19 protein-coding genes are annotated in these 22,443 nt (G+C 67.5%); 15 read left to right on the top strand and 4 right to left on the bottom strand.

The window, feature by feature from the left end; all coding sequences use genetic code 11:
- Positions 1-87: 87 nt before the first annotated feature.
- A complete protein-coding gene (gene aceA, locus MLGJGCBP_RS13260; protein WP_160096129.1) occupies positions 88-1,377 on the bottom strand; it encodes an isocitrate lyase in 1,290 nt (429 codons plus the stop codon).
- 363 nt (positions 1,378-1,740) lie between these two features.
- Between aceA and MLGJGCBP_RS13255 the strand changes: the two genes are divergently transcribed.
- From MLGJGCBP_RS13255 to atzF, 14 genes are all read left to right on the top strand, one after another.
- Positions 1,741-2,070, top strand: a complete 330-nt coding sequence (locus MLGJGCBP_RS13255) for a zinc ribbon domain-containing protein (RefSeq protein ID WP_328799486.1) — start codon at positions 1,741-1,743, stop codon at positions 2,068-2,070.
- Positions 2,071-2,091: 21 nt separating this feature from the next.
- A complete protein-coding gene (gene fmdA, locus MLGJGCBP_RS13250) occupies positions 2,092-3,351 on the top strand; it encodes a formamidase (RefSeq protein ID WP_160096127.1) in 1,260 nt (419 codons plus the stop codon).
- A 73-nt stretch (positions 3,352-3,424) separates the two neighbouring features.
- Positions 3,425-4,837, top strand: coding sequence for an acetate metabolism transcriptional regulator RamB (gene ramB, locus MLGJGCBP_RS13245; RefSeq protein WP_012689049.1), 1,413 nt, complete (start codon positions 3,425-3,427; stop codon positions 4,835-4,837).
- Positions 4,838-5,044: 207 nt separating this feature from the next.
- Positions 5,045-6,298 (top strand): urea ABC transporter substrate-binding protein, encoded by a 1,254-nt coding sequence (gene urtA / locus MLGJGCBP_RS13240; protein WP_087559291.1) that lies wholly within the window; start codon positions 5,045-5,047, stop codon positions 6,296-6,298.
- A 44-nt stretch (positions 6,299-6,342) separates the two neighbouring features.
- Entirely contained in the window at positions 6,343-7,227 is an 885-nt protein-coding gene (gene urtB, locus MLGJGCBP_RS13235) for an urea ABC transporter permease subunit UrtB (RefSeq protein WP_087559292.1), read from the top strand.
- Positions 7,224-8,342, top strand: a complete 1,119-nt coding sequence (gene urtC, locus MLGJGCBP_RS13230) for an urea ABC transporter permease subunit UrtC (protein WP_160096125.1) — start codon at positions 7,224-7,226, stop codon at positions 8,340-8,342. Before urtB ends, urtC begins: the two co-directional genes overlap by 4 nt.
- Entirely contained in the window at positions 8,339-9,184 is an 846-nt protein-coding gene (urtD, locus tag MLGJGCBP_RS13225) for an urea ABC transporter ATP-binding protein UrtD (RefSeq protein ID WP_160096123.1), read from the top strand. Before urtC ends, urtD begins: the two co-directional genes overlap by 4 nt.
- Positions 9,171-9,884: an urea ABC transporter ATP-binding subunit UrtE gene (gene urtE / locus MLGJGCBP_RS13220; RefSeq protein WP_087559295.1), complete on the top strand. Its 714-nt coding sequence runs from the start codon at positions 9,171-9,173 to the stop codon at positions 9,882-9,884. The genes urtD and urtE overlap by 14 nt, the downstream gene beginning before the upstream one ends.
- Positions 9,884-10,582 (top strand): GntR family transcriptional regulator, encoded by a 699-nt coding sequence (locus MLGJGCBP_RS13215; RefSeq protein ID WP_087559296.1) that lies wholly within the window; start codon positions 9,884-9,886, stop codon positions 10,580-10,582. Before urtE ends, MLGJGCBP_RS13215 begins: the two co-directional genes overlap by 1 nt.
- A gap of 99 nt (positions 10,583-10,681) precedes the next feature.
- Complete coding sequence (locus MLGJGCBP_RS13210) at positions 10,682-11,548, top strand: SDR family NAD(P)-dependent oxidoreductase (RefSeq protein ID WP_160096121.1); 867 nt, start codon at positions 10,682-10,684, stop codon at positions 11,546-11,548.
- Positions 11,545-12,078 carry a carboxymuconolactone decarboxylase family protein gene (locus MLGJGCBP_RS13205; RefSeq protein ID WP_087559298.1) on the top strand — a complete coding sequence of 178 codons (534 nt, stop codon included), beginning with the start codon at positions 11,545-11,547 and terminating at the stop codon, positions 12,076-12,078. The genes MLGJGCBP_RS13210 and MLGJGCBP_RS13205 overlap by 4 nt, the downstream gene beginning before the upstream one ends.
- A 42-nt stretch (positions 12,079-12,120) precedes the next feature.
- A complete protein-coding gene (locus tag MLGJGCBP_RS13200; RefSeq protein WP_160096119.1) occupies positions 12,121-13,560 on the top strand; it encodes a short-chain fatty acid transporter in 1,440 nt (479 codons plus the stop codon).
- A 70-nt stretch (positions 13,561-13,630) separates the two neighbouring features.
- Complete coding sequence (gene uca / locus MLGJGCBP_RS13195) at positions 13,631-17,281, top strand: urea carboxylase (protein ID WP_160096117.1); 3,651 nt, start codon at positions 13,631-13,633, stop codon at positions 17,279-17,281.
- Positions 17,281-19,011, top strand: a complete 1,731-nt coding sequence (atzF, locus tag MLGJGCBP_RS13190) for an allophanate hydrolase (protein WP_160096115.1) — start codon at positions 17,281-17,283, stop codon at positions 19,009-19,011. The genes uca and atzF overlap by 1 nt, the downstream gene beginning before the upstream one ends.
- Positions 19,012-19,032: 21 nt before the next feature.
- Here atzF and MLGJGCBP_RS13185 read toward each other — a convergent pair whose 3' ends face one another.
- Positions 19,033-19,890 carry an SDR family oxidoreductase gene (locus tag MLGJGCBP_RS13185; protein WP_160096113.1) on the bottom strand — a complete coding sequence of 286 codons (858 nt, stop codon included), beginning with the start codon at positions 19,888-19,890 and terminating at the stop codon, positions 19,033-19,035.
- 123 nt (positions 19,891-20,013) lie between these two features.
- Between MLGJGCBP_RS13185 and MLGJGCBP_RS13180 the strand changes: the two genes are divergently transcribed.
- Entirely contained in the window at positions 20,014-20,424 is a 411-nt protein-coding gene (locus tag MLGJGCBP_RS13180) for a winged helix-turn-helix transcriptional regulator (protein ID WP_087559303.1), read from the top strand.
- Here the strand turns inward: MLGJGCBP_RS13180 and MLGJGCBP_RS13175 are convergent.
- Both MLGJGCBP_RS13175 and lpdA read right to left on the bottom strand, forming a co-directional pair.
- Complete coding sequence (locus tag MLGJGCBP_RS13175) at positions 20,417-20,866, bottom strand: DUF5709 domain-containing protein (RefSeq protein ID WP_160096111.1); 450 nt, start codon at positions 20,864-20,866, stop codon at positions 20,417-20,419. The genes MLGJGCBP_RS13180 and MLGJGCBP_RS13175 overlap by 8 nt on opposite strands.
- A gap of 113 nt (positions 20,867-20,979) precedes the next feature.
- Positions 20,980-22,383 (bottom strand): dihydrolipoyl dehydrogenase, encoded by a 1,404-nt coding sequence (lpdA, locus tag MLGJGCBP_RS13170; RefSeq protein ID WP_160096109.1) that lies wholly within the window; start codon positions 22,381-22,383, stop codon positions 20,980-20,982.
- Between the last annotated feature and the right edge of the window lie 60 nt (positions 22,384-22,443).

Here is a 22,443-nt window from a genome sequence, read left to right as displayed (position 1 = left end):
CCGGGGAGGGGCCCTGTCACAGGCCCCTCCCCGGGTTCGGGTTGATCAGGTGAAACCATGATCGGTCGAAGCCTCGGACAACAAGGCTCAGTGGAACTGACCCTCTTCGGTGGAGCCCTTCAGCGCAGCGGTCGACGTGTTGGGGTCGACCGTGGTGGCGATGCTGTCGAAGTAGCCGGCGCCGACCTCACGCTGGTGCTTGATGGCGGTGAAGCCACGCTCTTCGGCAGCCTTGAACTCGCGCTCCTGCAGGTCGACGAAGGCGGTCATGCCCTCGCGGGCGTAGCCGTGCGCCAGGTCGAACATGCCGTAATTGAGCGAGTGGAAGCCGGCCAGGGTGATGAACTGGAACTTGAAGCCCATCGCGCCGAGCTCCTTCTGGAACTTCGCGATGGTCGAGTCGTCCAGGTGCGCCTTCCAGTTGAAGGACGGCGAGCAGTTGTAGGCGAGCAGCTGGTCGGGGAACTCGCTGCGCACGGACTCGGCGAACTTCTTCGCGACCTCGAGGTCCGGCACGCCGGTCTCCATCCAGATGAGGTCGGAGTACGGGGCGTAGGCCTTGGCACGCGCGATGCAGGGCTCGATGCCGTTCTTGATGCCGTAGAAGCCCTCGGCGGTGCGGGTGCCGTCGAGGAACGGGCGGTCACGCTCGTCCACGTCGGAGGTGATGAGGGTCGCGGCCTCGGCATCGGTGCGGGCGATGACCACGGTGGGGACGTCCGCGACGTCGGCCGCGAGGCGAGCCGAGGTCAGGGTGCGGATGTGCTGCTGCGTGGGGATGAGCACCTTGCCACCGAGGTGGCCGCACTTCTTCTCCGACGCGAGCTGGTCCTCCCAGTGCGAACCGGCGACACCGGCCGCGATCATGGCCTTCTGCAGCTCGTAGACGTTGAGCGCGCCACCGAAGCCGGCTTCACCGTCGGCAACGATCGGGGCGAGCCAGTTGTCGACGGACGTGTCGCCCTCGACCTTGGCGATCTCGTCGGCGCGCAGCAGCGCATTGTTGATGCGGCGCACGACCTGCGGGACCGAGTTGGCCGGGTAGAGGCTCTGGTCGGGGTAGGTGTGTCCGGACAGGTTCGCGTCACCGGCGACCTGCCAGCCGGACAGGTAGATGGCCTTGAGGCCTGCACGGACCTGCTGCACGGCCTGGTTACCGGTCAGCGCGCCCAGCGAGTTGATGTAGTCCTCGTTGTTCACGAGGTCCCAGAGGATCTCGGATCCACGGCGTGCGAGGGTCGCCTCTTCGACAACTGTGCCCTGGAGCTTGGTGACCTGCTCCGCCGTGTAGTTGCGGGTTACTCCCTTCCAGCGCGGGTTGGTGTCCCAATCCTGCTGGATTTCAGCTGCGGTCTTCGGGGTGCCGGTGGTCGACATCAAGACTCCACTCTCTTCGACTTCTGGTCCGGTACGGATGTACTGCTTCACATCCTTGCCAGGCCCTTCGTATGTACTCACCGAGAATGACATAAGCAAAAAGTGCCGTCTACCTGTTGCTACTGCCAATCTTGGCTAGCTTTTCACAGCACTTTGCAAAGACTGTTAAGAAAGTTCAGCGGCAAACCTGCCCGATCGGGGAGGAAAAATACTCGCCAGTAGCAAATATTCGCAGGTGGTGAACCGAATGCACGCAACCCGTCGTACACAGATAGTTGCTCCCGCCGGACCGTGCAGTTCACCACCTGCGCAGGGGCCCCGGCGCATCGGATGTGACTGCAATCACGGATCCGGTCGGCTACCGTGACCTCGAATGGTCTCCTCCGGGCGAAGGGCACCACGATGCCGCTGTACGAATTCCGATGCGCCGCCGACTGCGGCCCGTTCGAGCGGTCGTTCCCCATGGCCGACGTGCCTCGATCCATCACCTGCCCGGGATGCGAAGGCGACGCCGCCCGGCTCGTGTCCTCCCCGCGCCTCGGACACGGATCGTCGTCCGCGATGCAACTCCTCGACGCAACGAAGAGGTCGGCTCACGAACCGGCCGTCGTCGCCGGGCCGCCGCCGCGGGCCGCAACCGGGCGTTCACCCGTCACGAACAACCCGCTGCACCGCCGACTTCCTCGTCCCTGACCGGCCACAGAAGGAGCGCACATGCCCGAACTGTTGTTTCCGCTCGATTCCTCGAAGAAGTTCACCGACCAGGCGATCGTCGGCCACAACCGCTGGCACCCCGACATCCCGGCCGCGGTCACGGTGAAACCGGGCGACTCCTTCCGAGTGCACTGCCGCGAATGGTTCGACGGCGCCATCCACAACGACGACTCCGCCGACGACATCCTCAACGCACCGCTCACCACCGTGCACACCCTGTCCGGACCTTTCGCCGTGGAGGGCGCGAAGCCCGGCGACCTGCTGATCGTCGACATCCTCGACGTCGGACCCATCCCCCAGGAGGATTCCGGCCCGCTGGCAGGCCAGGGCTGGGGGTACACGGGCATCTTCTCCCGCCACAACGGCGGCGGATTCCTCACCGAGCAGTTCCCCGACGCCTATAAGGCCGTGTGGGACTTCTCCGGTCAGACCGCCACGTCGCGGCACGTCCCGCACGTCTCGTTCACCGGCATCGTGCACCCCGGGCTGATGGGCACCGCGCCGTCGGCCGCCCTGCTCTCGAAGTGGAACGCGCGGGAGGGTGCGCTCATCGCCACCGACCCGGGCCGGGTTCCCCCACTCGCCCTGCCGCCCGAACCGCAGGACGCCGTCCTCGGGTCTCTGCCGGGCGCCGACTTCGACCGCGTCGCCGGCGAGGCCGCCCGCACCGCTCCCCCGCGGGAGAACGGTGGGAACCAGGACATCAAGAACCTCACCAAGGGCAGCCGCGTCTTCTACCCAGTGTTCGTCGACGGCGCGAACCTGTCGGTCGGCGATCTGCACTTCTCGCAGGGAGACGGCGAGATCACGTTCTGCGGCGCCATCGAGATGGGCGGCTTCATCGACCTGCGCGTCGACATCATTCCCGGCGGGATGGACACGTACGGCGTGTCCGAGAACGCGATCTTCATGCCCGGCAACACGGATCCACAGTATTCCGAGTGGCTCGCGTTCTCCGGGACGTCCGTCACCCTGGACGGGGAACAGAAGTACCTCGACTCGCACCTGTCCTATCAGCGTGCGTGTCTCCACGCGATCGACTACCTCACCAAGTTCGGGTACAGCCCCGAGCAGGCGTATCTCCTGCTCGGGGCCGCACCGATCGAGGGCAGGCTGTCGGGGGTCGTGGACATCCCGAACTCCTGCTCGACCGTCTACCTGCCGACGGCGATGTTCGACTTCCCCGTCGCACCGTCCACGTCGGGCCCGTTCCGGATCGACCCGGGCATCGGCGCCCCGCGCTCGGAGAACAAGGGCTGATCGCCGGACCCTCGCGAGTAAATCTTGCAAAGGTTCCGTTCGCACACCTGACCTGCACCGGTACCATTGCCGTATGTCCAAGACCTTCGTCGGTACCCGGTTGCGTCAGCTCCGAACCGAGCGTGGTCTGAGCCAGGCGGCGCTGGCGAAGACGCTGGAGATCTCGGCCAGCTACCTCAATCAGATCGAGCACGACGTCCGGCCGCTGACGGTGCCGGTGCTGCTGCGGATCAGTGAGGTCTTCGGCGTCGACACCACGTTCTTCTCCTCCCAGGACGACACGCGCCTGATCGCGGAGATGCGCGAGGTCGCGCTGGACCAGGAGATGGGCATCGACGCGGACGCCCAGGAGATCGCGGAGATGGTCGCGTCGCATCCGGGCCTGGCGAAGGCGATGGTCAACATGCACCGCCGCTTCCGCAACACGACGGCCCAGCTGGCTCTCGCGACGGAGGACCGGTACAGCGACGGCAGCGGCAGCGGCGCGATCACGATGCCGCACGAGGAGGTCCGCGACTACTTCTATCAGCGGCAGAACTATCTGCACGAACTCGACACGGCGGCGGAGGAGCTGACGGCGCGGATGCGGTTCCACCGCGGCGACGTCGGCGGTGAGATCGCCCGCCGGTTGCAGACCGTGCACGACGTGCAGATCGTCAAGCGCATCGACCTCGGCGAGAACGTCCTGCACCGGTACGACCCCGAGTCGCGGCTGCTGGAGATCTCGCCGCATCTGTCGGGTGGGCAGCAGGTGTTCAAGTTCGCGACCGAGCTGGCGTTCCTCGAATACGGCGACCTGCTCGACAAGCTGGTGGCGGAGGGCGGCTTCACGAGCGACGAGTCCGTCGCACTCGCCCGGCTCGGGCTGGCCAACTACTTCGCCGCGGCGACGGTCCTCCCCTACGGCCAGTTCCACGACGTGGCCGAGGACTTCCGGTACGACATCGAGCGCTTGTCGGCGTTCTACTCGGTGAGCTACGAAACGATCTGCCACCGCCTCTCCACGCTGCAGCGCCCGAAGCTGCGCGGTGTCCCGTTCATGTTCGTGCGCGTCGACCGGGCGGGCAACATGTCGAAGCGGCAGTCCGCCACCGGGTTCCATTTCTCCACCAGCGGCGGCACGTGCCCGCTGTGGAACGTGTACGAGACGTTCGCATACCCCGGCAAGATCATGAACCAGATCGCGCAGATGCCGGACGGCCGCCGGTACCTGTGGATCGCCCGCACCGTCGAACGTCGCGCCCAGCGCTACGGTCAGCCCGCCAAGATCTTCGCGATCGGGCTGGGCTGCGAGATCCGGCACGCGCACCGGCTCGTGTACGGCGACGGTCTGGACCTCGACGATTCCAACCCGGGCACCCCCATCGGCGCCGGCTGCCGGGTGTGCGAGAGGGTCAACTGCCCGCAGCGCGCGTTCCCGCCCCTCGGCAAGCAACTCGACATCAGCGAGCACCAGAGTTCGGTCTCCCCGTACCTGATTCGTTAGCGCACACCGGTTCCCGGCCACACCGGGGCACTGTGAGCGGTTGTTCACGCAACCGTAATTCGCGTCACGAACACGTCACCGACAGACATTCAGGCGCAACAACGGCCGCTTAATGTTCGCCCCACGAATACACCTCTGTATACGTGGGGCGGATACATGTCCCGGGTTGCGGAGGTCCACCAAGTCCTCCGACGGAAAGGCCCGTACATGCGCACCTTCTCCAAGCGCGCCCTCGCTGCACCGACCGCGCTCGCCGCCATCGGGCTCGTGCTGACCGGTTGCGGCAGCAAGGCGTCCGACACGGCCGGCGAGTCCACCGCGGCGTCCTGTGTGGACACGTCCGGGGACACGATCAAGGTCGGGTCGCTGAACTCGTTGTCCGGCACCATGGCCATCAGTGAGGTGACCGTCCGGGACTCGATCGCACTCGCGGTCGACGAGATCAACAACTCGGGCGGCGTGCTCGGCAAGAAGATCCAGATCGTGGCCGAGGACGGCGCCTCCGAGCCCACCGTGTTCGCGGAGAAGGCCGAGAAGCTCATCAGCAGCGACTGCGTCGCGGCCGTGTTCGGCGGCTGGACGTCGTCGAGCCGCAAGGCGATGCTGCCGGTCTTCGAGGACAACAACTCCCTGCTCTACTACCCCGTGCAGTACGAGGGGCTCGAGGATTCGAAGAACATCTTCTACACCGGTGCCACCACCAACCAGCAGATCGTGCCCGCCCTCGACTACCTGAAGGAGAAGGGCGTCAAGTCGCTGTACCTGGTGGGCAGCGACTACGTGTTCCCGCAGACGGCCAACCGCATCATCAAGGCCTACGCGGAGGCCAACGGCATCGAGATCAAGGGTGAGGATTACACGCCGCTCGGCTCCACCGACTTCTCGACCATCGTCAACAAGGTCCGCTCCGCCGACGCGGACGCCGTGTTCAACACCTTGAACGGCGATTCGAACGTCGCCTTCTTCCGCGAGTACGCGAACGTCGGCCTGAAGCCCGCCGACATGCCCGTCGTGTCGGTGTCGATCGCCGAAGAGGAGGTCGGCGGCATCGGCGTCCAGAACGTCGAGGGTCAGCTGACCGCATGGAACTACTACCAGACCATCGACACGCCGGAGAACAAGAAGTTCGTCGACGCATACAAGGCCCGGTACGGCGCGAACAAGCCGACGTCCGACCCGATGGAAGCCGCGTACACGTCCGTGTACCTGTGGAAGAACACCGTCGAGAAGGCGAACTCGTTCGCCACCAAAGACATCCAGGACAACGCGGACGGCGTCACGTTCGCCGCACCGGAGGGTCCGGTCACCATCGACGGGTCCAACCACCACATCACCAAGACCGCGCGGATCGGTGAGATCCGAGGCGACGGCCTGATCTACACGGTCTGGGATTCGGGCACCCCGATTCAGCCGGACCCGTACCTGAAGTCCTACCCGTGGGCCGAGGCGCTGGGTAGCTAGAACACGGTCCGACGAGCACGAGGGAAGAGAGAGGACATACATCGATGGATGTAGTGATCGGACAGCTGTTCACCGGGTTGAGTATCGGATCGATCCTGTTGCTCGCAGCGTTGGGGCTGTCGTTGACGTTCGGCCAGATGGGCGTCATCAACATGGCCCACGGCGAATTCATCATGGCCGGCTCGTACACGGCCTACGTGGTGCAGCAGGTGGTGTCGAGCGCCACCGGTTCTCTGTTCGTCTCTCTGCTCGTCGGCTTCGTGGTCGGTGGTGCAATGGGCGTCCTCCTCGAGGTGACGCTCGTGAAGCGGATGTACCACCGGCCGCTGGACACGTTGCTGGTGACGTTCGGTGTGGGACTGATCCTGCAGCAACTGGCCCGCGACGTCTTCGGGGCGCCCGCCGTCAACGTCGCCGCACCGGACTGGCTGTCCGGTGGGGTGGAGATCCTGGGCGCGGTGGTCCCGAAGACGCGGCTGTTCATCCTGGTGCTCGCCGTGGTGGCCGTCGTCGCGTTGTCGCTGGCGATGCAGAAGTCGTCGATGGGACGCCGCATCCGCGCCGTCGTGCAGAACCGCGATCTCGCGGAGACGAGCGGGATCTCCAGTCGCCGAACCGATGTGACGACGTTCTTCATCGGTTCCGGGCTGGCGGGCGTCGCGGGTGTGGCGCTGACCCTGATCGGCTCGACGAGCCCAACGATCGGCCAGAGTTACCTGATCGACGCGTTCCTGGTGGTCGTGGTCGGGGGCCTGGGTCAGATGAAGGGCGCGGTGATCGCCGCGTTCGCGCTCGGCATTCTCAATTCGTTCGTCGAGTACTCGACCACGGCGTCGATCGCCAAGGTCATCGTGTTCGTGGTCATCGTGGTGTTCCTGCAAGTTCGGCCGCAGGGCCTGTTCGCCGTCAAGACGAGGAGTCTCGTATGAGCATCCTGACGAGTGGCCGCTACCGCGCGTGGGCGGGATTCGCGCTGGCCGCGCTGCTTCTGTTCGTTGTCGCCCCCGCCGTCCTCAGCGACTTCCGGCTGAGTCTGCTCGGCAAGTTCCTGTGCTTCGCGATCGTCGCGGTCGGGATCGGCCTGGCCTGGGGCCGCGGCGGCATGCTCACCCTCGGTCAGGGTGTGTTCTTCGGCTTGGGCGCGTACATGATGGCGATGCATCTGAAGATCGCCGACGCCGAACTCCGCGGCGACCCCGTGCCCGACTTCATGCAGATCGCGGGCATCCGGGAACTGCCGGGCTACTGGGTGCCGTTCACGTCGCCGATCGTGACGATCCTGGGAATCCTTCTGATCCCCGCGTCGGTGGCCTTCGTGCTCGGTCTCGGCGTGTTCAAGCGCCGCGTCAAGGGCGCATATTTCGCGATCCTCAGCCAGGCGCTCGCGGCCGCGTTCGCCATCCTGCTGGTGGGTCAGCAGAGCACCGGTGGAAGCAACGGCCTCAACCGGTTCCGCACGTTCTTCGGTTTCAACCTGAACGATCCGGCCAACAAGCAGATGCTGTTCTTCATAGCCGCAGGCGTGCTGCTGGCCGTCGTCGCCGTCACCCGGCAGTTGATGAACAGCCGCTACGGCGAACTACTCGTCGCCGTCCGGGACCAGGAGGAGCGCGTGCGCTTCCTGGGGTACGACCCGGCGAACATCAAGCTCGTCGCCTACGTGACGGCAGCGTTCTTCGCCGGCCTCGCCGGTGCGCTGTTCGTGCCGATCGTCGGCATCATCTCCCCCGCCGACGTCGGGATCGTCCCGTCGATCGCGTTCCTGATCGGGGTGGCCATCGGCGGGCGCTCCACGCTGCTCGGCCCCGTCCTCGGCGCCATCGGCGTGGCGTGGGCGCAGAGCGCCTTCTCGGAGTCGTTCCCGTCCGGCTGGATTTACGCGCAGGGTCTGCTGTTCATCGTGGTCGTCGGATTCTTCCCGGCCGGTGTCGCGGGACTGTTCGCGCTGCTGAAGCGCAAGCGGAAGGCCGCGTCCGAGCAGCAGCCACCGCCCGGGCCGGAGGACGAGACCGAGGCGGCGCGGCGAATGGAGATGGCGCGATGACGATTCCCACCACGTCCAGGGAGCCGGTGCTCGGCGGCAACGCCGGAATGTCCAGCGAGTACCTCGAGGTCCGGGACCTGCGGGTCAGCTTCGACGGCTTCAAGGCGGTCGACGGCGTCGACCTCACCCTGATGCAGGGCGATCTGCGGTTCCTGATCGGCCCCAACGGCGCGGGCAAGACCACGCTGGTCGACGCCATCACCGGGCTCGTCCCGGCGACCGGGTCGGTCACGAAATCCGGCGTCGAGTTGATCGGCAGGAAGGTGCACCGCATCGCCCGGCTCGGCGTGGGCCGCACGTTCCAGACGGCAAGTGTGTTCGAGGAACTGTCGGTGCTCCAGAACCTCGACATCGCCGCGGGCGCGGGCCGCTCCGCGCTCACCCTGCTGCGCCGCCGCAAGTCGGTGCTCCCCGCGATCGAGGAGGCGCTCGACGTCACCGGTCTCGGCAAGCTCCGCGACACCCCCGCCGGAATCCTCGCGCACGGGCAGAAGCAGTGGCTCGAGATCGGCATGCTCCTGGTACAGAACTGCTCCGTCCTGCTGCTCGACGAACCGGTGGCCGGCATGAGCCACGAGGAACGCGAGGAGACGGGAAACCTGCTGCGCCGCATCGGCGGTGAACGGACCGTCGTCGTGGTCGAGCACGACATGGACTTCATGCGCGCGTTCGCGACCTCGGTGACCGTGTTGCACGCCGGGAAGGTGCTGAGCGAGGGAACGGTCGAGCAGGTGCAGGCCGATCCACGTGTGCAGGAGGTGTACCTCGGGACCGCCGCGGCAGGCGCCGCCCCCGAGTTGCAGCCCGCCGTTTCGAAGGAGGACAGCGATGCTCGAGCTTGACGACGTCCGGGCCGGGTACGGCCGAACCGAGGTGATCCACGGAGTGTCGCTGACCGTCCCCTCGGACGGGGTCGCCGCGGTGATGGGACACAACGGTGCAGGCAAGACCACGCTTCTCCGGGCCGCGGTCGGACTGATCAAGGTGAATTCCGGGCGGGTGCTGTTCGACGGCGAGGACGTCACGGCGCTGCGGCCCAGCGCCCGGGTGGCGCGCGGCCTGGCGTACGTGCCGCAGGGCCAGCAGTCGTTCGGTCAGCTCACCACCGCGGAGAACCTGCAGGTGGTGGCGGACGGCCGCAAGCGCGGCAAGGAACTCGTAGGCGAGGCGCTGGACCTGTTCCCGGCGCTGCGCGGCCTGCTCGACCGGCGCGCCGGCCTCCTCTCCGGTGGCCAGCGTCAGCAACTCGCCATCGCGCGGGCGCTGATCACGGAACCGAAGATGCTGATCCTCGACGAACCGACAGAGGGAATCCAGCCGTCCGTCGTGACGGAGATCGAACGCACGATCATGGAACTCACCCGCCGCGGCGGCCTCGGAGTTCTGTTGGTGGAACAGCACATCGGGTTCGCGCTCGAATCCGCCGAGCGCTACTACGTCCTCGAGTCCGGGCGTGTCACGTCGTCCGGCCACGGCGGCGCCGCACCCGATTCCGACGTCCGGACCGCGGTCTCCGACGTCCGCGCGGCGATGGCGATCTGATGGCACGCCGAGAACCGGCCGGGTCCCTCAGCGACCACGTGTACCTGTCGCTGCGCACCGATCTGATGAGCGGCCGGATCCCGCCGGGACAGCGGCTCGGCGAGGAGCGTCTCGCCGACACCTACGGGGTGTCGCGGACACCGGTGCGGGAGGCCCTGGCCCGGCTCCTCGCCGACGGACTGGTCCAGCGCGACGTGGGCGGGTTGTTTCCCTACCGCCCCCGCATCGACGAACTGGCCGGACTCTACGAACTGCGCATCACGCTCGAGCTCCAGGGAATCGCCCGGGTCCGTGCCGACGAGTCGCTGTCGCACGACCCGGACGTTCTGGGTCCGGAACTCGAGCGGTGGTACGCGCTGCGGAAGGAGAACCCGGAGCCGGATGCCGGATTCGTGGCGCTCGACGAGCAGTTCCACACGGTGCTGCTGCGGTCGGCCGGAAACCGGGCGCTGTCCGACGCGCTGGTCAGCGTGAACGCGAAGGTGCGGCCGGTCCGGATGTTCGACTATCTGACCCCCGACCGGATGAGCGCGACGATCGACGAGCACATCGCAGTGGCCGAGTTCGCGCTCGACGGCAAGCTCGACACCGCGTACGACACGCTGCTCGCGCACATCAGCGAGTCGCGGGAGGTGGTGATCGAGCGCGCCGAGCAGGCGCTGTCCCTGGCGCGGATGGCCTGGGCGATCCGTGATTGAGACAGTTGTCCAACTCGGTGGGACATTTTTCCCACCAATGCACCGAGCGGGTGCTAGCGTCTTGCTACCGCTCGGTAACACAGGTTGGGAACTCGCTTCATGTCACGCACTCTCGAAGAGAATCTGGTCGGACGCCGCGTCCTGATCACCGGCTCGGCCCGGGGAATCGGCGCCGGACTCGCCAGACGACTTCACGAGCGGGGCGCCCGCGTCGGGCTCCTCGGCCTCGAACCCGAACTCCTCGAACAGACGGCCACCACGTGCGGTCGGGCGCCGTGGCGCCGGTGCGACATCCGCGACCGGCGTGCCGTCGAGGACTCGTTCGACTACCTCACCGACCAGCTCGGCGGCCTCGACGTCGTCGTCGCGAACGCGGGAGTGACGCCCCCGGCGCACATCGTCGCGGGCGATCCGGAAGTGATGCGCTACGCCATCGAGGTCAACGTGCTCGGGACGTACCACACGCTGCGGGCCGCGGGGCCGTACATCGGGCATCGCAACGGGTACGCACTGGTCGTCGCATCGTCGACGGCATTCGACCCGCTGCGTGGTGTCCACAGTGCGACGAGAGGCGGCGCCGAGGAACTCGGCGAGGCGCTGCGGGAGGAGTTGAAGCCGCTCGGGACCCAGGTCGGCATCGCCCGGCTCGGCGAGATCGACACGGATCGCACACTGATCGGTTTCGACGGCGCAGCGGTCCCTGCACCCCGCGGCAGCGCACTCGCCCGGACCTCCTCGATCACGGTGGCGATCGACGCGCTCGAACGGGGAATCGCGGGACGGAAGAACCGGATTTCCGCGCCGTCCCGGGTACCCGGGTCGGATTCTGTGCGTATGCTCGCACTCCGGGCCCTCCCACTTCGGGGCATCGCATCTCGGGCGACCGAGATGACCCGGTCGATCGAACTACGCACGCACGCAACCGTTCCTGCCAGGGGGCGAGTACAAGGAGAGGGGGCGGCGTGACCGCACGCATTCCACCGGGACGTCTGAAGGAACTCGGTCCCGTCAACTGGGTGCTGTGGCGCATCATCTCCCGCGTCGCCGGCGTCCCGGACGCGCATCTGTTCAGCACGGTGGGCCACACGGGGGGCCTCTTCCGCGCGTGGCTGCGGTACTCCGGCAAGCTGATGCCGGGCGGAAAGATCTCCCGGCACGAGACCGAACTGATCATTCTCCGGGTGGCGCACCTGCGGAAGTGCGGCTACGAGATGGACCACCACGTGCGCCTCGGACGCCGGGCCGGCGTCACCCCGGCGCTGCTCGAACAGGTGCTGGAAGGTCCGGACGCGGAAGGCTGGGACGCGCGCCGCCGCGCCATCCTCACCGCCGTCGACCAACTCGTCACCACCGACAACCTGGATGACGCCACGTGGTCGGCGCTCGGTGCGTACTTCGACGATCGCCGGCTGATCGAGTTCTGTTTTCTGGTGACCCAGTACGACGCCCTGGCCACCACCATCGGGACGCTGAGGATCGAACGCGACTACTCGTAGGCTCCGCATCGCGCAGAGAACGCAAAGAAGAGGAACGGCTGCATGACCTCCGCCACCGAAGACGTCCGTTCCGAGAAAGGTCTGGCGCGGGTCGCCCAGTCACTGGCCGGGTGGACGGAGAAGTGGTTTCCGGACGCCTACGTCTTCGCCCTCGTCGGCGTCTTCGTCGTCGCGGTGGCCGCACTGGCCAACGGTTCGTCTCCTCAGGAAGTGGTGGACGCGTTCGGCGACGGGTTCTGGGATCTGACCGCGTTCACCCTGCAGATGGCGATGGTGGTGCTGACCGGGTACGTCGTCGCGACGTCCCCGCCGGTGGCCCGGCTGATCGACCGTCTGGCGACGGTGCCCGGCACTGCACGCAGCGCAGTCAGTTTCGTCGCGTTCCTGTCCATGTCGGTCTCGTTCCTGAACTGGGGGCTCAGTCTGGTGTTCGGCGGGCTGCTGGCCCGGGCCATCGCGCGCCGAACCGACCTGCGGGTGGACTACCGCGCCCTGGGCGCGGCGGCCTTCATGGGCCTCGGCGCGGTGTGGGCGCTCGGCATGTCGTCCTCCGCCGCCCAACTCCAGGCCACCGCCGCTTCCCTGCCGCCGGCGCTGCTGCAGATCACGGGCGTCCTCGACTTCGGAACCACGATCTTCACCTGGCAGTCGCTGCTGATGTGCGCCGTCATCATCGCGCTGACCGTGGTGATCGCCCACTTCTCGGCGCCGAGGGGCGCCGCCGTCACCACCGCCCAGGACCTGGAGGTGGACCTCGACGACCGGCCGAAGGACGTCCCGCCCCGATCGCGTCCGGGGGAATGGCTCGAGTACAGCCGGATCCTGCCGATACTCGCCGGTCTGATGACGTTGGGATGGCTCATCTCCCAACTGGCGACCAAACCGCTGCTCAGCGTCGTCAGCAGCCTCAACGGCTACCTGCTGGTCTTCCTCATGCTGGGGCTGGTGCTGCACGGGACGCCGCGCAAATTCCTGCAAGCCGTCGCCCTGGCCGTCCCGGCCACGGCAGGCATCCTGGTCCAGTTTCCGCTGTACGCCGCGATGGCCGCGATCCTCACCAAGGCAGAGGGCAGAAACGGCCTCACCATCTCGGAGCACCTGGCCGAGTTCTTCACGAACATCGGCAGCGGCGGAGCGTTCACCGTCGTCATCGCCCTCTACACCGTCGTACTGGGCCTGTTCGTGCCGTCCGGCGGCGGGAAGTGGCTGGTCGAGGCGCCGTACGTCATGCAGTCGGCCACCGACGTCCAGATGAACCTGGGCTGGACGGTCCAGGTGTACAACGTCGCCGAGGCGCTGCCGAACCTGATCAACCCGTTCTTCATGCTGCCGCTGCTCGCGGTGCTGGGGCTCCGGGCGCGCGATCTGGTGGGATTCACGTTCCTGCAGTTCATGTTCCACCTGCCGGTGGTCCTGCTGCTGGTGTGGCTGCTCGGCACCACATTCGACTTCGTCCCCCCGGTGCAGCCCTCGACACCGTGAGAGGTGTTACTAACCCACGCTTTACTTCGAGAAATCTCGGTGAAACACCTCGTACTTAGCGTATACAACCATGTCCACAGGGATGAATACGCCGCCGATCGAGTACTCCTTCGACACGTTGCTCGTCGCGAACCGGGGCGAAATCGCCTGCCGCATCATGCGAACCGCGCACCTCCTCGGTCTGAAGACGGTCGCGGTGTACTCAGACGCCGATTCCGCGGCCGCGCACGTCGAGATGGCCGACGTCGCCGTCCGGCTGGGCCCGGCTCCCGCCCACGAGTCGTACCTGCGGGCCGACGCCGTCGTGAAGGCCGCCTTGGCCACGGGCGCCGGTGCGATTCATCCCGGGTACGGGTTCCTGTCGGAGAACGACGCGTTCGCCGCGGCGGCGGAATCCGCGGGTATCGCGTTCGTCGGTCCCACCCCCGAACAGTTGCGCACCTTCGGCAACAAGCACACCGCACGCGAGGCCGCTCGCGCCGTGGGCGTCCCGCTGGTCGCGGGCAGCGGGCTCCTCGACTCGGCCGACGCCGCCCTGACCGCGGCCTCCGACATCGGCTATCCGGTGATGATCAAGGCGGTCGGCGGAGGTGGCGGCATCGGGATGCAGGCGTGCTTCGACGCCGCGGAACTCCGCGACGCCTACGACCGCGTCCAGCGCCTCGCCCAGGCCAACTTTTCCTCCTCGGGAGTGTTCCTGGAACGGTTCGTGGCCCGCGCCCGGCACATCGAGGTACAGGTGTTCGGCGACGGCCGCGGCCGCACGCTCAGCCTCGGCACCCGCGACTGCTCGCTGCAGCGCCGCAACCAGAAGGTGGTCGAGGAGGCGCCGGCACCCGGACTCTCCGACGAGGTGGTGGAGCAACTCCTGAGCGCGTCCCGTGGTCTCGCGTCCTCGGTGAACTACCGGTCGGCCGGAACCGTCGAGTTCGTCTACGACGTGGACCGCGGTGAGGCCTCGTTCCTCGAGATGAACACCCGACTGCAGGTCGAGCACCCGGTGACCGAGGAGGTCACCGGCGTCGATCTCGTCGAGTGGATGCTGAGGCTCGCCCGCGGCGACGGTTCCATGCTGGACGGGCTGCCCGACTCCGGACCCGAAATCAGGGGAACTGCCGTCGAGGCCCGCATCTACGCCGAGGACCCCGGCCACGACTACCGCCCCAGCGCCGGACGCCTCACGGGTGTGGAGTTCCCGGCTCACACGCGGGTGGAGACGTGGGTCGACACAGGCACCGAGGTGAGCGCCTATTACGACCCGATGCTGGCGAAGGTGATCACCCGCGGGCACCGGCGCACGGCAGCGTTCGCCGCCCTCGCAGAGGCGCTCGCCGACACCCACATCTACGGGATCCAGACCAACCTGCCCCAGCTCCGGCGGATCTGCGTCGCCGACACCGTCCTGGACGCCGAGCACACCACGCAGTCGCTGGCCGATCTGCGGCCCACCGGCCGTCGCGTCGACGTTCTCCGCGCGGGAACGATGACCACCGTGCAGGACCACCCCGGCCGAATCGGGTTGTGGGAGGTCGGAATTCCCCCGTCCGGGCCGATGGACGACCTGTCGTTCCAGCTGGTCAACACGGCGGTCGGCAATCCGCCCGGCGCACCGGGGCTCGAATGCACCCTGCAGGGGCCGCGGCTCGTGTTCTCGGACGCCACCGTGATCTGCGTGGGCGGCGCCGACGCCCCGGTCACCCTCGACGACGTGCCGATCCCCCTGTGGCACCCGGTGGAAGTGCCTGCCGGGTCCGTACTCGACGTCGGCACTCCGCCGGACACCGGCCTGCGCACGTACGTCGCGTTCCGGGGCGGGATCGACGCCCCGCTGTATCACGGCAGCGCAGCCACATTCACGCTCGGCGGGTTCGGCGGCATCACGGGCAAGGCCGTCGCCACGGGCGACGTGCTGGGCCTGTTCGACGACTCGCTGTTCGATAACACGACGGGTCTCGGCGCGCCGCATCCCGTCCCGGAAGACTCGATCCCGGAGTTCACGCACGTGTGGCATCTGGCCGTCACCGAGGGACCGCAGCCCGCGCCCGCCTATTTCACCGATTCCGACATGGCGCAGTTCTACGACACCACCTGGAAGGTCCAGACCCACGCGAACCGGACCGGACTCCGACTCGACGGCCCCAAACCGGCGTGGTCGAGGACCGACGGCGGCGACGCCGGACTGCACCCGTCGAACCTGCACGACAACCCGTACAGCGTCGGAGCCCTCAACGTCTCCGGCGACACTCCGATTCTGCTCGGCCCCGACGGCCCCAGCCTCGGCGGTTTCGCGTGCCCCCTCACCGTGGCCAAGGCCCACCGGTGGAAGCTCGGGCAGATCCGGCCCGGCGACGGCGTGCGGTTCGTCGCCATCTCCGACCACGGTGCACACGCGCTGCGGGCATCGGATACGGGTCGCAGACTGGATGTTCCGCCCGCGGCGACCCGGTCGGCGCACAGCGACGGCGGAGTGCTGCACCGCATCGCGCCGATCCTGGACCGACCGGAGGTCGCGTACCTGCGCGCCGGCGACGACAACATCCTCGTCGAATACGGGGACCAAGAACTCGACCTCGGGCTCCGCATGCGCGTCCACGCACTGTCGGAGGCGCTCGTCCGGCGCCGCGTCCCGGGCATCGTCGACGTCACCCCGGGCGTCCGTTCGCTGCACCTGCACTTCGACGCCGACCGCCTCCCGGCCGGAAGGCTGCTGGACATCCTCCAGGACATCGAGGAACTGCTGCCTGCCACGCACGATCTGGTGGTTCCGAGTCGCACGGTCCGGTTGCCGTTGTCGTTCGACGACCCGTCCATCGCCGAGGCCATCGACCGCTACCGCAGCGGGGTTCGCGACGAGGCGCCGTGGCTGCCGTCGAACACCGAATTCATCCGGCGGATCAACGGATTGGACAGCATCGACGACGTCCGGGACGCCGTGTTCGACGCCGAATACCTGGTCCTGGGACTCGGCGACGTCTACCTCGGCGCGCCACTGGCCGTGCCCCTCGACCCGCGGCACCGCCTGGTCACCACCAAGTACAACCCCGCCCGCACGTGGACCCCATCCGACGCCGTCGGGATCGGCGGCAAGTACCTGTGCGTCTACGGGATGGAGTCGCCGGGCGGCTACCAGTTGATCGGGCGCACCGTCCCGATCTGGTCGGGGTACCGGCAGCACCGCCCGTTCGACGAGGGCAAACCCTGGATGTTCCGGTTCTTCGACCGCATCGTGTGGGAACCCGTCACCCCGGAGCAGTTGCTCGAGTACCGCGCGCAGGCGGTGGCCGGGCGGTTCGACGCGGAGATCTCCGAGAGCACGTTCGCGTTCGCCGACCATCTGAAGTTCCTGCAGGACAACGCCGAATCCATCGCCGCGTTCGACGCCCGACAGTCCGCGGCGTTCGACACCGAGAAGGCGGCGTGGCGTGCGTCGGGCGAATTCGACCGTGCCGAACCGGCCCCCGCACCCGAGTCGTCCGCGCGCGGCGACCTCCCGCCGGGCGCCGTCGTCGTCGAGGCGCCGATGGTCGGAAGCGTGTGGCGTGTCGAGGTCGAGGCCGGGCAACGCGTCGACGCGGGCCAGAACGCCGTGGTGCTCGAGGCGATGAAACTCGAGATGCCGGTCGCGTTCACGTCTCCGGGCACCGTCCTCGAAGTCCTCGTGTCACCGGGCGCGATCGTCGAACCGGGCACCCCTCTCGTCGTGATTGGAGCAGAAAACTGATGACTGTCGATGCCGTGAACCGCGGACACACCGCCCTGTCCCCCACCGCCCGGGTCGAGGACGTCTTCCGGCGAATCGCCGAGGTGGACCGCCCGGAGGTGTGGATCACCCTCCGGCCCGCCGAGGACGTCCACGCCGATGCCGTCGCCGTGCAGGCACGCCTCGATGCAGGCGAGCACCTGCCCCTGGCCGGGAAGGTCGTGGCGGTCAAGGACAACATCGACGTCGCCGGGCTTCCGACGTCGGCCGCGTGCCCCGAGTTCGCCTATCTCCCCGACGTCACCGCGACTTCCGTGCGCCGCCTGGTCGACCAGGGCGCCGTCGTACTGGGGAAGACGAACCTCGACCAGTTCGCGACCGGACTGGTCGGGACACGCAGTCCGTACGGCGCCGTCCGGTGCTCGTGGGACCCCGAACGTGTGTCGGGCGGATCCAGTTCTGGTTCCGCCGTCGCCGTCGCCCTCGGCATCGCCGACATCGGAATCGGCACCGACACAGCGGGATCCGGCCGGGTGCCGGCGGCGTTCAACGGTCTCGTCGGGATCAAGGCGACGCTCGGCGTCATCCCCGCCGACGGCGTCGTTCCCGCATGCGTCGACTACGACTGCGTCACCGTCTTCGCCACCGATCTCGACACGGCCGTGACCGCCGCCCGCATCATGTCGGGGCCCGCGACCGCGGACCCGCGCAGCCGCGCATGGCCCTCCGACGTCCGGCTCGCCGCGCCCGCGCACGCACGCGTCGCGATTCCCACGGAAGCGAACTTCGCCCTGCTGACGCCGGAGTACCGCGCGGCGTTCACCGACACGGTCGCGTCGCTGACGGACCGCGGGTTCGCCGTCGAGTCGGTCGACATCTCCCCACTCCTTGACGCCGCCCGGTTGCTGTACGACGGCGCCGTCGTCGCCGAGCGGTACACCGCCGTCGGGCAATTCCTCGACACGGCGCCTGCGGGTGCCGATCCGGTGGTCACCGCCATCGTCGAGTCGGCGCGCAAGCCCGCGGGCCACGAGTTCGCCGCCGACCTCGACACTCTCACCCGCGTCAAGGCACAGACGCGGGATCTGCTGGCCGGTTTCGACGGACTCCTGCTGCCCACCACCACCGAACACCCGACCATCGCTGCCGTGCAAGCGGATCCGATCGGCATCAACCGGCGGATGGGCACGTACACGAACTTCTGCAACCTGCTCGACATGGCGGCGGTCGCCGTCCCGGGCGCGCCGACCGCCGCCGGCGACCCGTTCGGAGTCATGTTCGTGGTGCCGGCGTTCGCCGATCAGGTGGCCGTCGACCTCGCCGCCCGGCTCCTCAGCGCGCCCGCGCCCACCCTCGTCGAGGAGGGGGTGGAACTGGCCGTGTTCGGCGCGCACCTACGCGGGCAGCCGCTGCACTTCCAGCTCGAGGACATCGGGGCACGCTTCGTCGGCCTCGTCACCACCACGGACGCGTACCGGCTCACCGCGCTCGACACCACCCCACCAAAGCCGGGCCTCGTCCGCCGCGGTCCCGGCGCGGGCTCCCCGATTTCCGGGGAACTGTTCCGGGTGTCCGCGGCGGGGCTGGGCAGCTTCCTCGCGGCGCTGCCCGCCCCGATGGCCCTGACGAGCGTCGAATTGTCCGACGGCCGCGCCGTGGTGGGCTTCAGCTGCACCCACGACGCGGTCGACGGGGCCACGGACATCACCGAGTTCGGGAGCTGGGTCGCCTATGCCGCTTCGCGCCCGTGAGTACTTATTAACGTCCGGCGGTTAAGAAGTACTCACGGCGAGGACGGTGGCGGCAGGGGTCGAGTTGCGGCCGATCAGCCTCTGCAGGTCGCCGCTCTCGGTGTCCAGAGCGCCGACGGCGACGCCCGCATCGGAATCGGCGAGCATGCTCGCGATCGGTGCGGGCAGGCCGGCACCCTGGAGCGCCGCGGCGTACTCGTCCTGCGGAAGGTCCTTGTACGATACCGGCTTTCCGATGACGGAGGAAATGACGTCCGCGAGTTCGCCGTACGTCAGGCGCTCGTCGCCACCGAGTTCGTAGACCTTGCCCGCCTGTCCGTCGGCGAGCAGGACGGCGGCGGCGGCCTCGGCGTAGTCCTTGCGGGCGGCAGCCGCGACGACACCGGTCCCGGCGCTGCCGTACAGCGCACCGGTCTCGCCCGCCGCGGGAATGCTGCCGAGGTAGTTCTCCCAGTACCAGCCGTTGCGGAGTAGCGCGAAGTCGATCCCGGACTGCGCCAGCCGATCCTCGGTGGCGCGGTGTTCCACGGCCAGCCCGATCGTGCTGTTCTGCGCGTCGAGGACGCTGGTGTAGGCGACAAAGCCGACCCCGGCCGCCTTCGCGGCGTCGATCACGTTGGCGTGCTGGGCAACCCGCTGTCCGACCTCGCTGCCGGAGACGAGCAGCAGCTTGTCGACGTCGGCGAATGCGGTCTCGAGCGCGGCGCGATCGTTATAGTCGGCCTGCCGGACCTCGACTCCCCTGTCCGCGAGGTCTGCGGCCTTGGCTGGGGTGCGGACGACGGCGACGATGTCGGCGGCGGGCGTTCCCTTGTCGAGCAGTGCCTCGACGACGAGCCTGCCGAGGTGTCCGGTTGCTCCTGTGACGGCGATGGTCATGACGAACTCCTAGCGCGTAGTGGTGCGAGTTGACTGTTCAAGCTCACTTTCCATCATGCACTAATTTTTCGTAAGTGCAAATGTTTGAGTAAGTACTTCCCCTTCGTGGGATACACTGGACGCATGTCCGAGCCCGCGCACCCAGCACAGGAAAGTGAAGACCGCACCCTCGAAGCGGACGTCTTCGCACGCAACTGCGCGTCGCGCGAGACCCTGCAGACCATCACCGGCCGCTGGGGTGTGCTCGCGCTCGCGGCACTGACGGAAGGCAACTATCGATTCAGCGCACTCCGCCGACGCGTCGACGGCGTCAGCGAACGCATGCTGTCGCAGACACTGCAGGCACTCGAACGGGACGGCCTCGTCGTCCGCGACGTGCTCGAGGCCATCCCGCCGAAGGTCGAATACAGCCTCACGCCGCTCGGCGCCGAGGTCGGTTCACGCCTGATCGAACTGATCGAACTGGTCGAGGCGCGCGTACCCGACGTTCTGGCAGCGCAGGAAAAGTACGACGCCGGTCGCGGCGTCAGCTGAGGTCGTCGAGATCGGACTCTTCGTCGACGATGTGGACCGCGGCCTCCTCGGCCGATGCCGCTCCCCCGTCGATTCCGATGTCGAAGGCTACGAGATCCTTCTCCTCGTCCTCCCCCACACCCTCGTCCTCGGCGAGAAGCCTGCCCGAACGCTGCCTTCCGACCTCGTTGTCGTCGAGGATCTCCGGATTCTCGTCCTCCTCGAACGCCGGATCCGGTTCCTCCTCGGCGAGCCGCTGATCGAGGGTCTCCCCTTCGCGCTGCTCGGCGGCCGTCGTTCCGAACGCGTCGAGCCCGAGCGGCTTCTCCGGAGGCGAATACCCCTCGTCGAGAACGTCGTCCACACCTCGGTCGACCAACGTGTCCTCCGGCTGCAGCTGGTCCTCTTCGTCCAGGCTGTACTCGCCGTCGGATCCTTCTGGCGTGCTGTCCGGCATGGTCATCTTCCCCACGATGCCATCGCGGCGGGCAGTTCGCCATCGGATCGCGAAACCGATCCGGCCCGAAACGACGAGGGCCCGCACAGAGACTGTGCGGGCCCTCGTCGGTGTTCGGGTCAGAAGTTGATCATGTGCCCGGCGAGGCCGTGGATGGCCTCCTGCAGGGCTTCGCTGAGCGTCGGGTGGGTGTGCACGTTGCGGGCCAGCTCGTTGACCGTGAGGTCCCACTTCTGCGCGAGGGTCAGCTCGGGCAGCAGCTCGGAGACGTCGGGGCCGATGAGGTGGCCACCGATCAGCTCGCCGTACTTGGTGTCGGCGATCAGCTTGACGAAGCCGGTGGCATCGCCGAGGCCGTGGGCCTTGCCGTTGGCGGCGAACGGGAACGTCGCGACCTTGACGTCGTAGCCCTCGTCTTTGGCCTGCTGCTCGGTCAGACCGAAGCTGGCGACCTGCGGCTGGCAGAACGTGGCACGCGGCATCATCCGGTAGTCGTCGATCGGTAGCGTCTCGGCGCCGGCGATCGTCTCGGCGGCGACCACGGCCTGCGCCTCGGCGACGTGCGCGAGCTGCAGCTTCATCGTGACGTCACCGATGGCGTAGATGTGCGGCACCGACGTCTGCATGGTGTCGGTGATGCCGATGGCGCCGCGGTCGGTGAGCTGCACACCGGTCGTCTCGAGACCGAAGCCCTCGACGCGGGGGGCGAACCCGACGGACTGCATCACCTTGTCGACGACGACCGTCTCGGTCTCACCGGACTTGTTGTTCTTGATCGAGACGGTGACCTTGGAGCCGTCGTCGTCGATGCTCTGCACGGCGGCGCCGGTGATCACCTTGACGCCGAGCTTCTTGTACTGCTTCTCGATCTCCTTGGAGACGTCGGCGTCCTCGTTGGGCAGCGCACGGTCGAGGAACTCGACGATGGTGACGTCGACTCCGTAGTTCTTCAGCACGTACCCGAACTCCATGCCGATCGCGCCGGCACCGACGATGAGGATCGATCCGGGCAGCTCCCGGGTCATGATCTGCTCTTCGTAGGTGACGACGTTGTTGCTCAGCTCGGTGCCGGGCAGCAGCTTGGTGGTGCTGCCGGTGGCGATGATCGCGTTGTCGAACGTGATCGTCTCGGTGCCGCCCTTGGTGAGCGCGACCTCGATGGTGTTGGCGTCGGTGAAGGTGCCCTTGCCGTCGTACTCGGGGATCTTGTTCTTCTTCATCAGGAAGTGGATGCCCTTGACGCGGCCCTCGGCAACCTTGCGGCTGCGGTCGAACGCGGCGCCGAAGTCGAAGGACGCCTCACCCGAGATACCGAACAGCTTGGCCTCTTTCGTGAAGAGATGCGCAAGTTCGGCATTGCGGAGAAGAGCCTTCGAGGGGATGCAGCCCACGTTCAGGCACACACCGCCCCAGTACTTCTGCTCGATGATGGCAGTGCTCAGTCCGAGTTGTGCCGCGCGGATAGCAGCGACGTACCCACCGGGACCGGCTCCGAGGACAACGACGTCATAGTGTGAGGTCACGGTTGTTCAGGGTAGTCCCGTCCCGATTCGCTGTCTCCACGCGGTCGCGTTACCCGCGGG

It is taken from the genome of Rhodococcus sp. T7 (genome assembly GCF_009872365.1).
GTDB lineage: Bacteria > Actinomycetota > Actinomycetes > Mycobacteriales > Mycobacteriaceae > Rhodococcus_F.
The sequence above is the reverse complement of the archived record's forward strand: the minus strand, read 5'-3'. Positions and strand labels throughout refer to the sequence as shown.

Coding starts and splice junctions, on each gene's coding strand:
- urtE (WP_087559295.1), top strand. CDS start 9,171: ATGCTCGAGCTTGACGACGTCCGGGCCGGGTACGGCCGAACCGAGGTG.
- urtA (WP_087559291.1), top strand. CDS start 5,045: ATGCGCACCTTCTCCAAGCGCGCCCTCGCTGCACCGACCGCGCTCGCC.
- atzF (WP_160096115.1), top strand. CDS start 17,281: ATGACTGTCGATGCCGTGAACCGCGGACACACCGCCCTGTCCCCCACC.
- MLGJGCBP_RS13215 (WP_087559296.1), top strand. CDS start 9,884: ATGGCACGCCGAGAACCGGCCGGGTCCCTCAGCGACCACGTGTACCTG.
- MLGJGCBP_RS13180 (WP_087559303.1), top strand. CDS start 20,014: ATGTCCGAGCCCGCGCACCCAGCACAGGAAAGTGAAGACCGCACCCTC.
- fmdA (WP_160096127.1), top strand. CDS start 2,092: ATGCCCGAACTGTTGTTTCCGCTCGATTCCTCGAAGAAGTTCACCGAC.
- urtB (WP_087559292.1), top strand. CDS start 6,343: ATGGATGTAGTGATCGGACAGCTGTTCACCGGGTTGAGTATCGGATCG.
- MLGJGCBP_RS13185 (WP_160096113.1), bottom strand. CDS start 19,890: ATGACCATCGCCGTCACAGGAGCAACCGGACACCTCGGCAGGCTCGTC.
- MLGJGCBP_RS13210 (WP_160096121.1), top strand. CDS start 10,682: ATGTCACGCACTCTCGAAGAGAATCTGGTCGGACGCCGCGTCCTGATC.
- MLGJGCBP_RS13200 (WP_160096119.1), top strand. CDS start 12,121: ATGACCTCCGCCACCGAAGACGTCCGTTCCGAGAAAGGTCTGGCGCGG.
- aceA (WP_160096129.1), bottom strand. CDS start 1,377: ATGTCGACCACCGGCACCCCGAAGACCGCAGCTGAAATCCAGCAGGAT.
- MLGJGCBP_RS13175 (WP_160096111.1), bottom strand. CDS start 20,866: ATGACCATGCCGGACAGCACGCCAGAAGGATCCGACGGCGAGTACAGC.
- urtD (WP_160096123.1), top strand. CDS start 8,339: ATGACGATTCCCACCACGTCCAGGGAGCCGGTGCTCGGCGGCAACGCC.
- ramB (WP_012689049.1), top strand. CDS start 3,425: ATGTCCAAGACCTTCGTCGGTACCCGGTTGCGTCAGCTCCGAACCGAG.
- uca (WP_160096117.1), top strand. CDS start 13,631: ATGTCCACAGGGATGAATACGCCGCCGATCGAGTACTCCTTCGACACG.
- urtC (WP_160096125.1), top strand. CDS start 7,224: ATGAGCATCCTGACGAGTGGCCGCTACCGCGCGTGGGCGGGATTCGCG.